General features: G+C 39.4%; 3 protein-coding genes. 1 reads left to right on the top strand and 2 read right to left on the bottom strand.

The features are described from left to right. Nucleotides 1-147 precede the first annotated feature (147 nt). Nucleotides 148-1,869 carry a tetratricopeptide repeat protein gene (locus LV89_RS20075; protein ID WP_109744713.1) on the bottom strand — a complete coding sequence of 574 codons (1,722 nt, stop codon included), beginning with the start codon at nt 1,867-1,869 and terminating at the stop codon, nt 148-150. Between the two features lie 464 nt (nt 1,870-2,333). Next, nucleotides 2,334-3,170 carry a formyltetrahydrofolate deformylase gene (purU, locus tag LV89_RS20070; protein WP_109744712.1) on the bottom strand — a complete coding sequence of 279 codons (837 nt, stop codon included), beginning with the start codon at nt 3,168-3,170 and terminating at the stop codon, nt 2,334-2,336. Nucleotides 3,171-3,407: 237 nt separating this feature from the next. Between purU and LV89_RS20065 the strand changes: the two genes are divergently transcribed. Then, a partial coding sequence (locus LV89_RS20065; RefSeq protein ID WP_109744711.1) for a DUF11 domain-containing protein occupies nt 3,408-15,417 on the top strand: 12,010 nt, incomplete at its 3' end.

Below are 15,417 nucleotides of genomic sequence, written 5' to 3'. Positions count from 1 at the left end.
GTCTAATAAATATTCCATAAAAACAGGACTACTGAAAGACCGTTTTTTCTTTTAAATGTTGCAAATTTAGTCTATATTTTGAAATTTGATAAGTCATTAATAATCAAACTCATGGTGATACTAAATCCTAATCCCTTTCCTTAACAGCTAAGCCATTTTTAGATTAGCTATAAATTTAGACAAATTGTCTTCTGTGGATAAATTGAGTTTTTTCTTAATTCTCATACGTGATTTTTTGACAGAATCAGGCGTGATATTCAGTAAGTTACCCACTTGTTTGGGAGCTAAATTTATTTTGATGTACGCACACTGACGTAGTTCCAATTGTGTAAGAGTAGGGGCTATTTGACTTAAAGTAGTAAAAAACTGAGGGTGGACGCTTTCAAAGTGAAGTTTGAAAGTGTCCCATTCGTGTTGGCTATCATTATCTTGAGAAATGATTTTGAAGATAGATTTAATTTCTTGTTCCGAAATGGAGGGCATTGCCGACAGTGTTTCCTTTAATTTTTGTTGAACGTTTTTCCAAAGGATATTTTTTTGGTCGATAGCCATCGCCATAGAAGTTAGTTCTCGGGTTTGGGTTTCCATTTCAAATTGCATATTCTCTCTAATTTGTTCTTCATTTTTAGTGGTTTCGTTCAACAGTTTTACTTTGAGTTCGCTATTTTTCTGGGTAATGATAAAAACAATCGTTCCGAGCATCAGCGTTAAAAACAAGATAATTGAAATCAGAATATATGCCTGTTTAATTCGTTGTTCTGCCTCAATTTGTTTTTGTTTTTTATCCATATAGTGGCGATATTGTACATTTTGAAACTGCTTGATTTTATCTTTTGAAAGTAATTTTTCATTGAGTTCTATAAAATGACTGCTATGCTTGAAGGCGTTTTCAAAATCTCCTAATTTTTTGTAGATAATAAATAAGGTACTATCCAATTTTATCAGATTCTCTTCATTGCCTGCTTTGAGTGTTTCTTTGTAAGAGTCTAATGAATATTTTAGGGCATTTCCATAATCTTTTCGAGCCAAATAAATATTTCCTAATGAGGCGTTGTTTGTCCCTACAAATTCAAAAGATTCGATGGTTGACATTCTTTTTTGGATACTCCTACACAAGGTTTCTGCTTGGGTGAGTTGATTTAACTTTATCAATAAATTTACTTTCGACTGTAAGTTCAGAACATTATAGTATTCTTTTGTTTTGATACCTACTTCAATGGCTTTATTCAGATATGCAAGAGCTTGATTTATGTTTTTCTGCTGAAGTTTTATCTCTGACATCGTTGTGAGCAGTAACCAAATAGTGTGTAAGTCGTCAATTTGTTTTGATAAAAGCATTCCTTCGTTAAAGGTTTCGTTTGCTTTTTTGAAATCTCCCACACCTCCATAACATTGGAGTAAACCTGCATAAATAGGAGGTAAATATGTATGCAGGTTAGCTTTTTCAACGAAATCTTTTTCTTCGTTTAGCACATTAATCGCAGTTGTAAAATCTGATAAAAATACATGAACATCTTTTAGGATGGCATATACCCAAAACGCCTCATCATAGTTTTTATGTTTCAGTGCCAAATTGATGGCATTTCGATATAGTGGAATGGCTTTATTGGGGTTATGTAAGTTTTCAAAATAATACCAACCCCACCAATGATTAGCCCTGATTTCGCCTTGAGGATATTTATTTTTTTGTGATTGAGATAAAGCTTCTCTGAATAAAAAGATAGCTTTTAAAGAGTCGGGAGGAGGTAGTTTACGGGCAAAATCTATCGATGCCTCGATTTTTATATTGCCTTTTGCATTGAGATATACCGTTTTGATACTATCAATTGACTGATAATAAGCAGAACTACTTATGCTACATAGAAGCATAGATAGGAACGTTAAAAAACATTTCATATTCAAAACGAAAGGTTGAAATAATACCAGAAAATATGCTCTTGTTTTAAATGAAGTAATTTAGAGATAAGCGAAATGTTGATTTTAAAGTTTGTAAAAAAATGATAGAAGTCCCCCTTTTGTCACCCCATCAGATGGAGGTATTTAGAGGTAATACAATTAACTTTGATTTAAGTTATTTATGATTACAGAAAGTGTAATTTAACTAAAAGAGTAAAGATGATTATTTCATTATCTTTTACTGGAGTTGGGTAGAGTGGCGGCTCTGCCCGCTCAAATAAAAGGAGCAATTGTGTGGCGGCATAATTGCTCTTTTTATTTGGGGTATAAGTATTGGTAAGAATTAAGCGGTTTGCCGCTACGATTATGTTTGACTATGTTACAATATTTTGATTAACAGGGAGTGCCAACACTAATGCCCAACAACTAAATCCTACTTATTCAAAAATAATGGTTTTGTTTCCATGAATAAATACCCTATCCTCTAATACTAATTTTAGGGCTTTTGCCAAAACAATTTTTTCAACGTCACGTCCTGCTTGTGCCATTTCTTGTGCATTTTTTGTATGATTTACTCGTGTTACATCTTGAAAAATAATGGGGCCTTCATCCAAATCGTCAGTAACAAAATGTGCGGTTGCTCCAATAATTTTTACACCACGTTGGTAAGCTTGTTTATACGGATTTGCTCCGATGAAAGCAGGTAAAAACGAATGATGGATATTGACGATTTTCTTACTGAATTTCTCGGTGAACTCAGACGTTAGAATTCTCATAAATTTGGCAAGAATCAAATAGTCTGGTGAATAACTTTTTACTAATTCTTCAATCTGTTTTTCATGTTCTGCACGAGTGATATTTTCGGCAGGTAAATAATGAAATGGAATATTGAATTTTTCAGATAAGTCACGCAACGTATCATGATTACCGATAACTGCTAAAATATTAAAAGGTAAATCTTTGAATTGGTTTCTCACCAACAAATCAGAAAGGCAATGGTGTTCTTTGGTTACTAAAACAACAACATCTTTAATTTGTTTTGTGGTAAGGTCAATATTTGAATTGTCGGGAAGAATTCCTCTTAAACCATCTTCAATTCTCTCAGGGTCACAATTACCAGAAAAAGCAATACGCATAAAAAACAGATTATTTTCTACGTCCACAAATTCATCTGTTCTTTCAATATTTAGGTTATTAAAAAATAATACCCCCGTGATTTTATGTACAAGTCCTTTCTCATCTGGACAGTCAATTCTTAAAATATAATCAGTCATTTTAATGTTTTAAGTGATTCATTTTATAAAGTTTACAAAAATCCGAAATTTCAAATCATTTCCGCACAATTATTTACTTTTTATCATTCAATCATCTCATAAATTATGGGATACAGTCATTCTATGAAAAGAGACTCTATACTTAAAAAGGCTTTTTTGGCATCATTTTGGTAATCCTACGATTAAGTGCTATGAATTTTTATAGACTTTTCTCATAAAACGCTGAAAATCACCGCCATGATTAAAGTAGTTCCCCGTCCCGCAATAGCGATACTTTGTAATTGCTTATTTAGAAATACCTCAAGAAAGGCTTTAGTATTTAGCCTTGCTGCATTTTTATGTGTATTTTTTCCTTCTATAATTCAAGCTCAGAATTGTACGGTTAATGCCAATGTTGATGCGTCCTATTGTGCCAATCAAACGGTACAATTAGCGGGAACTGCCTCTTCTGCGGTAGCTGGTTATACGCCAATGATTACATGGACACAAGTTGGAGGTCCTTCGGTGGTCATTTCAAATCCTAATATTGTTAATCCTATCATTCAGGGAGCAACACCCAATCAGACTTATACATTTCGTCTGACGGCTGTTTGTGAAGATGAAGAGACGGTTTTTGATGAAGTTAAAATTACTGTAAAGCCCATTTCAATAGCTAATGCAGGGGCGGATGCAACCTATTGCCCTGGTACGTATAGTGTTACAGGAAATACGCCTCAAAATTCGGGAGAAACCGTAACATGGGCAATTATTGGAAGTAATAATGCAGGCGTTTCGTTAAGTAGTACAACGATTTCAAACCCATCAATTACGCTTTCACAAACCAGTGCGGGGTCAACAACATTAAGATATACTATTACAAGTACCAATGGATGTATTGTTACTGATGATGTCATTATTACTAATCGTGGTGGGGTACTTACCGTGAGTGCTGGGGCTGACCAAAATATTGCGTCTAATGTAGCGTGTTATTCAGTTTCTACTTGTGCCAATTTGAGTGGAACTTTTGAAGGTAATGGAACTGGTGGGCAAACAACGGTATGGTCGCAGGTGAGTGGCCCAACGATTGCTACATTTTCAAATACTGCTATTCGTAACCCACAAGTTTGTAATTTAAAACAAGGAACTTATGTATTCCGTTTAACGGCAACGGGCCCATGCGTAAATGGCTCGGATGAGGTAACTATTGTAGTACCTGCTCCATCACAGTCAATTACACAAGCAGGAGCAATGCCTGATATTACCTTTTGTGATGGTCGTACTTCTGTTGTTTTGAATGGAACAGTACCTTCGTTCACAGGAGAAACCGTAGCATGGACAATTATAAATAATGGTGGAGGTTCACCAGTGATTGTATCACCAACATCGCCAACAACTACTGTAACAGGTTTAGCTTCGGGAGCCTATTATCAATTTAGATATACTATTACAAATGCCACAACGGGTTGTTCAACCACGAATACTGTTCAGTTATATAATCAAACAACGCCTTCAATTAATGCAGGTACAGACCAAGTGTTGGCTTGTAATGTAACTTCGGTTTCATTGCCATATACCCAAAGTGGAGGACTTTATACGCAATATCAAATTATTTCAGGACCAGCAGGTGTAATGGCTTCACCTGTGAATGCTACCAATAGTCCGCAAGTAATTTCGGGATTAACCGTAGCAGGAGAGTATATCATTCGATTTACAAGAAACTCTTCAGCAAGTTCAACTTGTCAGACGGCAACAGATGATGTTAAAGTAACTATTTCAATAACGCCTTCGGGTTCAAATGCAGGGACAGACCAAGTAGTAGCCTGTGGTGTAACAAGCACTACTTTGGCAGGAAATACGCCTGCCGCAGGAAAAGGAAAATGGTCGCAAGTTTCAGGGCCATCAGTAGCCGTATTTTCAAATAATACGTTAAATACTTCGGGCGTATCCAATTTATTAACAGGCGATTATACTTTTAGGTGGACTATTGATAACGGTATAAACTGTCCGAAAACGTTTGATGATGTTTTGGTAACAGTTCGTGTACCACCACTGGCAGATGCAGGAGCAGACCAAGTGCCAGTTTGTATTGGTACATCGGTACAATTAAAAGCCAATGCTCCATTGAGAAGACAATTAGGAACTTGGTCAGTTGTCGGACAATCGCCATCAGGTACAGCACCCGCATTTACCAACGTAAATGACCCTAATGCAAAACTGACCAATCTTGTGGCAAATACTACTTATCAGTTGCAATGGACAATGGTAAGTACGCCAGCAACGGGTTCGGGTGGTTGTGCAACGGCTTCGGATATTGTGGTGATTACGACCAATAGTTCACAAGGACCGGGTGATGCCAACGCAGGAGTTGATATTTGTGCTGCTACGGGTAGCACTTCAGTAACCTTAGGAGCTTCTGCACCTGCTTCTGTTACCACAACAGGTACATGGACAAATGTAAGCAAGCCCGCAGGAAGTGCTACGCCCACTTTTAGCCCCAATGCAAACCTCAGAACTGCTCAAGCTCAAAATTTGCAAGCAGGAACGTACAAATTTGTGTGGACAATTACCGACGGGGTTTGTTCTTCAAATGATACCGTACAAGTAACGGTAAATTCGGCAATGCCAACGGCATCGGCAGGGGCAACGCAAACACTTTGCGGAACTTCGGCAACGCTTGCAGGAAATAATGCAGGAGCAGGTATTGGAACTTGGACACAGGTTTCGGGCCCTTCGCAGGCAAGTATTACCGATGACAATAATCCAACAACAACTGTAAATAGTTTAGCTCCGGGCGATTATGTTTTCCGTTGGACGATTACAAATGGTTCTTGTTCAAATGGAACGCAAGCAGATGTAACGATTAGGGTTTCTGAGCCAATCAGTGTGGCAAATATTGCTGCGGCAAGTGTACAGGTTTGTCCAACGGCAAGTAGTGTAAGCATAACTGCGGACGCTATAAACTCAGCCAGTACAGGGGCGTGGTCAATCGTTGGAAATGCTCCGTCTGCCATTAGTTTTTCAAGTAATACATCGCCAACAACAACCGTTTCGGGTTTAATACAAGGAAATTATAAATTAAGATGGACGGTTTCGGGAGGAACGAACTGTGCCATTACTTCTGACGACATTGATGTTTATGTTCAGGAGGCTTCAATTGCAGGTGCTGACCAAAATGTTTGTTTGAGTAATTCGACCACTTTAACAGGAAATGGCCCTTCGGGAACTTGGACAAAAATTTCAGGGCCGGCTACACAAACAATTACACCAACGGCTTCGCCATCTAATGTGGCAGTTGTTACAGGTTTGACTACGGGACAATACGTTTTTGCTTATACAATTATCAAAAATGCGAATGCTACTTCTTGTCCTGCTCCAACTGCCGACCAAGTAACTATAAACGTTTCAGCCGCAGGAAGCACACCAAACGCAGGAGCAGATAAACAAATTTGTGAAGGTTCAGCAATTAGTTTGAATACTGGAGATGTAACGCCTAATCCTGTTCCAGCAGGACAAACAGGTTTATGGACGATATTGTCTCAACCAACAGGAAGTTCAAATGCTACTTTAACAAATCCTACATCACCAAGTGCTACTTTAAATATTGGTTCAACAAGTAAATATGGTTTGTATTTATTAAAATGGACAATTACTAACGGAACTTGCGTAATTGGCGATGAAGTAAGAATTGAGAATTTCCAAACGCCAACCGTAGCCAATGCAGGAGTGGATAAAACGGTTTGTCCGCCAACAGTTAAAATGACTGCCAACGTACCAACCGTTGGACAAGGTATGTGGACTTTGGTTTCAAAAACACCAACAACTTTACCAACGCCAACGATTCAAAACCCACAAGTTGCCACCACTGATATTACAGGTATTGATGCGTCGGGTAGTTATGTTTTTAGATGGACTATTTCAAATGGCCCTTGTACAGTTTCGACAGATGATGTTACGATAAATGTTCCAGACCCTGCTCCAACAACTGCCAATGCAGGAATTGACCAAACAATTTGTAACGGAACTGCCGCCAATATTACAGGAAATACACCAACGGTAGGCACAGGAGCATGGTCAAAAACACCTGATTCGCCTTATTCTGTATTTTCTCCTGCTTCGGGTACAAGTCCTGCCACAACGGCATTGAGTTTATCCGCAGGAACTTATAAATATATTTGGACGATTACGTCTGGTCAGTGTATTTCTCGTGATACAATGATTATCAATAACTTAGCTGTGCCAAGTACCGCTAATGCAGGAGTTGACCAAATTGTTTGTCAGTTTTCACCCGTAAATTTAAACGCAACTGTTCCAACGGCAGGAACAGGAACTTGGACGCAAATTTCAAAACCTGCGGCTAATCCAAATGTAACTTTCTTATCGCCCAATTCGCCAACTTCGCAAGTGGTTGGAACAGATTTGGGTCAATATACTTTCCGTTGGACGGTTTCGACAGGCGTAAATTCTCCCAACGATTGCCAGACTTCTGTTGATGATATTGTAGTAAATATTGTGGCTTCGCCAACGCCAGCTTCGGCAGGGGCAAGTCAAGTAATTTGTGAAGGCTCAACCTTAACAATGGCAGGCAATACCCCCGCCGTCGGAACAGGAACTTGGTCGAAAGTGGCAGGGCCATCGGGTTCACCAGAAGTAATTACCAACGTCAATTCTCCAACAACCACAGTAACAGGTTTATTAGCAGGAACTTATAAATATCGTTGGACAATTGGAGCATCAGGGAATTGTACTTCTTATGATGAAATGACGGTAACGGTTCGTCCAAAACCAACGCTTTCATCGGCTACGCCTTCGTGTGTGGGTGGTGCAGGAACGGGCGTAATTACCGTAACAGGGGCAACCAATCCAACGGGCGGAACCTTGAATTATGCCTTAAATACAGGAGCATTTCAAGCCTCAAATGTATTCAATAATTTGGCCAACGGAGCTTATACCATCACGATAAAAGACGTAACAACAGGTTGTGTAAATACAACAACTGCCAATGTAAGTTGTAATGATAATCCAGTAATTGGTCTTTCAAAATCAGCAGGAACGCCTGTTTTAGTAACCAATGGCGTTTACGATGTGCCTTATACAATTACGGTGAAAAACTTGGGTAATGTTGCTTTGGCAAATGTTCAAGTAACAGATAATTTGAATACTACTTTTGGCAGCCCAATCACGTATTCAATTACCACAAAATCAACGGCTTCACCGCTAACTATTAATAGTGCTTTTGACGGAAATACTGTTCAAAATTTATTAACGTCCACTTCCTCAACCTTAGCAATTGGAGCAACGCAGACGATAACTTTTACCGTTAGAGTTAATCTGAATGGTTCAACGCAAACACTTTTCAATAACTCGGCTTCGGCAGGAGCAACCAATGCGAGTGTTACGGTAAGTTCGCCTTCGGATATTTCGAATAATGGTGGAGCAAATGCCATTGACCCGAATGGAAACGGAAATCCAAAAGATTTTGGCGAAGATACCCCAACGCCTGTAAGCATCGTCAATGGTAATATTGGTGTAACAAAATCAGCAGGAACGCCCACAAAAGTTTCAGATGGCGTTTATGATGTGCCTTATACGGTTACGGTAAAAAACATCGGAAATGTAACTTTGACAGGCGTGCAAATAACGGACGATTTATCGACTGTTTTCCCAAGTCCAGCTACTTATACAATTTCGCAAGCACCACAAACACTTGCCCCTTTGTCGGCAGAAAGTGCTTATAATGGTACTTCGGCATTGAATTTATTATTGGTAAATGCTTCAAATACTTCAACGTTAACGGCAGGGCAGGCTCGTGTCATTACGTTTACAGTACGAGTAACCTTGAACGGTTCGACGCAGACCATATTTAATAATCAAGTAACCGCAACAGGGACAAATCCAACGGGAGGTACAGTTTCTGATTTGTCAAATAATGGCTTAGAAGTAGCCATTGACCCCAATTCAAATGGTTTTGCAGGAGACAACGGTGAAAATACACCAACGCCTGTAACGATTTCAAACCCAATTATTGGTGTGGCAAAATCGGTGGTAGGTTCGCCTACTTTGCAAGCTGATGGAAGTTACAATGTTGTTTATCAGGTTGTAACGAAAAACTACGGAAACGTTACCTTAAATAATGTTCAAGTAACGGAGAATTTAGCAACTACTTTTCCTTCACCAATTACTTATACGGTTACGGCTAAATCAGGGGCAGCAGATATTAATGCAGGGTTTTTAGGAACGCCATCGGCACAAAATCTTTTGACAGGTTCGGGAACATTAGCCGCCAATACGAGCAATACATATTCCTTTACGGTAAATATAAAATTGAACGGTTATACAGGAAGCAACACTTTCTTGAATAACGTAACAGCTTCTGGTACAGGTACAACGGGTGGAAGTACGTCTGATGTTTCTAATAATGGAACTGACCCGACACCAACAGGAAGCACGCCAACGCCCGTAACGATTCAGAATCAGGCTGATTTGAGTTTGACCAAAACGGTTTCAAAAACAACTCCAAATGTTGGTGAGAATATTACTTATACCATTACGGTAAATAATGCAGGGCCAAACACCGCTACCAATGTGGAAGTGAAGGACGTTTTGCCCGCAGGTTTACAATTTGTGAGTTCTTCGACTTTAACAAATGTTGCAGGAACATTAACAGGAACGATTTCAAGCATTGCGGTAAATGGTTCAGCCTCAGTAACTTTTGTTGCCAAAGTTTTATTAGCAGGTGTGACAAGCAATGCGGCGGAGGTATCCAAAGCTGACCAACCAGATTTGGATTCACCGCACGGAAATGGCACTGCCAATACCGAAGACGATAGAAGTTTGGTAGATATTAATGCCCAACAAGCGGATTTAAGTTTAGTAAAAACGGTTTCAAAAACGAACCCAAATGTAGGAGAAAATATCACTTATACCATTACGGTTTCAAATGCAGGACCTTCAACGGCAACAAATGTGCAAGTGAAAGACATTTTGCCAACGGGTTTAACGTTTGTTTCATCAGGAACGCCTGCCGCTCCAAATTTCACCAACACATCAGGAACGTTATTGTCAAATAATATTGCTTCGATTGCGTCGGGGGCTTCAACGACTTTAACTTTTGTAGCAACGGTTACGCAAGCAGGAAGTATTTTGAATAAAGCAGAAGTGTCAAAATCTGACCAATATGACCCAGATTCTCAACCAAATACAGGTACAGAAGACGGTCAGGATGATACAGGAGGCGTTTTGATTGGTGGTCAACAAGCAGATTTGAGCTTGCAAAAATCGGTATCGAATGTGAATCCAAATGTAGGGGATATTGTAACTTATACCATTACGGTTTCAAATGCAGGACCTTCAACGGCAACTAATGTGACGGTTCAAGACATTTTACCAACGGGTTTACAATTTGTTTCATCAACTAACTTCACTAATACATTAGGCACGTTAACCAACACAACGCCATTAACCGTTTTAGTTGGAACGCCAATCAATTTAACATTTACAGCAAAGATTTTAACTCCTGCAACAAGTACAGCTTTATCAATAAATAATAAAGCAGAAATAAAAAATGCCGACCAATACGACCCAGATTCTCAGCCAAATACAGGAACTGCTGATGGTCAGGACGATACTGACGATGCTCCTTTAACTATACAAACTGCCGATTTATCATTGGTGAAAAATGCTTCTCCATTATCGGTAAATGTGGGCGATAATGTAACCTATACGATTATTGTAAGCAATGCAGGAGCAAATACTGCTACCAATGTGGAGGTAAAAGATTTGTTGCCAGCAGGTTTACAATTTGTATCAAGTAGTGATTTTACGGCTTCGGGACAACAATTGACAACAAGTGGTTTAACCATTGCTTCGGGAACTTCAAAAACATTAACGTATATAGCAAAGGTTACAGCATCGGGAGCATTGAAAAATGGAGCAGAAGTAACAAAATCTGACCAATATGACCCAGATTCTCAACCAAATACAGGAACTACCGACGGACAAGACGATACAGGAAATATTACCGTAGCAGGAAAATTAGCTGATTTAAGTTTGGTGAAAACCGTTAATAATTCGGTCGTGAATCCAAATGATGTGGTTACGTTTACCATTACGGTTTCTAATGCTGGTCCAAATGCGGTAACAACAGGAACGGTGTCTGATGCTTTGCCAGTGGGTTTAGAATTTGTAAGTTCGTCAACGCTGATAAATAACAACGGAATTTTACAGGGAACATTTACTAATCTTCAACCAAATACAAACGTAGCTTTCACTTTCCAAGCGAAAGTGACGGGTACAGGAATAATTACCAATAAAGCACAAATTGCAAGTAGCGACGTACCAGACCCTGATTCTACGCCAAACAATGGAACGGATAATGGAGAAGATGATACTGAAAACGAAGCAATTCGAGTTCGTCAGGCGGATTTGGAATTGACCAAAACGGTTTCTAAAACCAATCCAAATGTTGGCGAAAATATTACTTATACGATTACGGTTACGAACAAAGGAACGGATAATGCGACCAATGTAAAAGTAAAAGACGTATTGCCTGTGGGATTGACCTTTGTAAGTAGCACAGACTTTAGTCTGTCAAGTGGAACATTAATTTCTAACAACATTCCATCAATCACTGCGGGCGGACAAAAAGTATTGACTTTCGTAGCAACGGTTACGCAAGCAGGAAGTATTTTGAACAAAGCAGAAGTTTTAGCTTCCGACCAATTTGACCCAGATTCTCAACCAAATACAGGAACAGAAGATGGTCAAGATGATACAGGTGGTGTTTTGATTGGTGGACAACAAGCAGATTTGAGCTTGACAAAAGCGGTTTCAAATGCCTCACCAAATGTTGGAGATAATATCACGTATAGCATTACCTTAAGCAATGCAGGGCCAAGTGTTGCTACCAATGTGGAAGTTCGTGACGTATTACCTGCGGGAATCAATTTTGTTTCAAGTACAGATTTTACCAATACTTCGGGAACATTGACCGCAACAGTAGCCAATATTCCAGTGGGTACGTCAAAAGTATTAACATTTGTAGGTGTAGTACGGACAGCCTTGTCCGTAGTGAATAGTGCAGAAGTATCAAAATCCGACCAATTCGACCCTGATTCTCAGCCAAATACTGGCACAACCGACGGTCAAGATGATACAGGAAGTGCGACAATCACGCCTAAACAGTCAGATTTAAGTTTGACAAAAGTGGTTTCTAATACCGCTCCGAATGTTAATTCAAACATAACTTATACGATAAATGTAACCAATGCAGGGCCAGATATTGCGACCAATGTGGAGGTAAAAGACGTGTTGCCAGCAGGTTTACAATTTGTAAGTTCAAGTGATTTAACGAATACTTCGGGAACATTGACAGGAACGGCGGGAGCAATAGCCGTTGGAGCAACAAAATCGTTTACGTTTGTGGCAGTAGTACAGACTGCCCAGTCTGTATTAAACAAAGCCGAAGTAAGTAAATCCGACCAATACGACCCAGATTCACAGCCTAATACAGGCGTAAATGATGGACAAGATGATACAGGCGGTGTTTTGATTGGTGGTCAACAAGCAGATTTGAGCTTAACAAAAGCGGTTTCAAATGCCGCACCAAACGTTGGTGATAATGTAACTTATACCATTACCATAACCAACGCAGGACCAAGTATTGCAACCAATGTGGAGGTAAAAGATATTTTGCCAACAGGTTTATCATTCGTTTCAAGTCCTGATTTCTCGAACTTAAACGGCACATTAACTTCGCAAATTGCCAGTTTAGCCGTTGGAACAAAAACACTGACATTTGTATGTGTAGTACGGACAGCCTTGTCCGTAGTCAATAAAGCGGAACTAAGTAAGAGTGACCAATTCGACCCAGATTCACAACCAAATACAGGAACAGAAGACGGTCAAGACGATACAGGAAATGCAATACTTACGCCCAAAACAGCCGATTTAAGTTTGACGAAAGCCGTTTCTAAAACCAATCCAAACGTAGGCGAAAATATCACTTACACAATAACGGTTAAAAATGTAGGGATAGATGCCGCAACTAATGTTCAAGTAAAAGACGTTTTACCAACGGGTTTGACCTTCGTTAGCAGTACCGATTTTATCAATACATCGGGCGTTTTATTCTCAAATAATATCCCAACGATTTCATCAGGAGGCATTGTAACACTTACTTTCGTAGCACAGGTTACACAACCTGTCGCTATTCTAAACAAAGCTGAAATTAGTAAATCGGATGTTTATGATATTGATTCACAGCCAAATACAGGGACGGAAGATGGACAAGATGATACAGGTGGCGTATTAATTGGTGGTCAGCAAGCAGATTTAAGTTTGACAAAAGCAGTATCAAACACATCACCAAATGTTGGCGAAACAATAACTTATACCATTACCATAAATAATGCAGGGCCTTCTATTGCCACTGGTGTGGAGGTGAAAGACTTATTGCCATTTGGCTTACAATTTATCGGAAGTACAGATTTTATAAATACCTCAGGAGTATTAACTGCAAGTAATTTGACAGTTGCTGTGGGAACACCCAAAATCTTGACTTTTGTAGGTGTAGTACGGACAGCCTTGTCCGTAGTAAACAGTGCAGAAGTTTCAAAATCTGACCAATTTGACCCAGATTCACAACCAAATACAGGCACAGAAGATGGACAAGATGATACAGGAAATGTTAGCATCTCCCCACAAGTAGCCGATTTAAGTTTGAAGAAATTAGCAACGCCATTATCGGCAAATGTGGGCGATAATATCACTTACACCATTCAGGTAAGTAATGCAGGTACATCAACCGCAACCAATGTGGAAGTGAAAGATATTTTACCAGCAGGTTTGAGTTTGGTAAATGCAGGAAATTTTACCAATAATGCAGGAACATTGACTGCTACCATTCCAAGTTTGGCGGCAGGTGTAACGCAAAATTTGACTTTCACGGCAAAATTAACACAAGCAGGAAATGTTATCAATGCGGCAGAAATTACGAAATCTGACCAATTTGACCCAGATTCTCAGGTAAATAACGGTACAGCAAACAACGAAGATGATACCGATAAAATCACCGTAGGAGGTGTTTTAGCCGATTTGAGTTTGGTTAAAACGGTTGATAAAGCAGTTGTTAATCCAAATGAAGAGGTAGAATTTACAATAACTGTAACCAATGCAGGACCAAACGCCGTAAACTCTGCAAGTGTGCGTGATGTATTACCGTCAGGTCTGACTTTTGTGAGTTCAGGTACTTTCGCTAATACCAATGGAACATTAATTGGACAAGTTTCAAACTTAGGCGTAGGACAAAGTCAGGCTTTGAAATTTATTGCAAAAGTGACTGGTACAGGTAAAATTACAAACAATGCACAAATTACCTCCAGTAGTGTTCCAGACCCAGATTCATCACCAAACAATGGAATTTTAAACGGTGAAGATGATACAGATAGTACAAGCGTGCGAGTGCGTGTAGCGGATTTGAGTTTGCAGAAATTTGTGAGCAATGCCAATGCTAATGTAGGTGATGAAGTGGAGTTTACGTTGTTGGTGAATAATGCAGGAATAGATGCCGCAACCAACGTACAGGTAAAAGATATTCTACCTGCGGGTTTACAGTTCACAAGTAGCACGGATTTCGTGAATACTTCGGGCGTATTGTTGTCAAATAATATAGCAACTATTCCTGTAAATGGTTCAGCGTCATTAAAATTCAAATCCAAAATCACTGCTTCTGGTACAATTACGAACAAAGCAGAAATCATAAAATCCGACCAATTCGACCCAGATAGTCAAGTAGGTAGTGGAACAGAAGACGGTCAGGATGATGTAGGAGCAGTTTCTTTGAACGGTCAGCAAGCAGATTTAAGTTTGACGAAATCCGTTTCAAATACAACGCCTAATGTTGGCGATAACGTAATATATACCATTACGGTAAGCAATGCAGGACCAAGTACGGCAACGAATGTGGAGGTAAGAGACGTTTTACCTGCGGGAATTACGTTTGTGAGTACAGGAACGCCTGGCGGTTCCGATTTTACCAATGTAAATGGAACATTGACGGCAACAGTAGGCAGTATTGCGGTAGGTACTCCAAAAGTATTCACGTTTGTAGGTGTAGTACGGACAGCCTTGTCCGTAGTGAATAGTGCAGAAGTCTCAAAATCTGACCAATTCGACCCTGATTCTCAACCAAATTCTGGCACAACCGATGGTCAAGATGATACAGGAAGTGCGACAATCACGCCTAAACAGTCAGATTTAAGTTTGACAAAAG

Origin of the sequence: Arcicella aurantiaca (genome assembly GCF_003148625.1) — a bacterium.
GTDB classification, from domain to species: domain Bacteria; phylum Bacteroidota; class Bacteroidia; order Cytophagales; family Spirosomataceae; genus Arcicella; species Arcicella aurantiaca.
Note: the sequence above shows the minus strand (reverse complement) of the source record. Positions and strands in the feature narration are given on the sequence as shown.

Coding starts and splice junctions, on each gene's coding strand:
- purU (WP_109744712.1), bottom strand. CDS start 3,170: ATGACTGATTATATTTTAAGAATTGACTGTCCAGATGAGAAAGGACTT.
- LV89_RS20075 (WP_109744713.1), bottom strand. CDS start 1,869: ATGCTTCTATGTAGCATAAGTAGTTCTGCTTATTATCAGTCAATTGAT.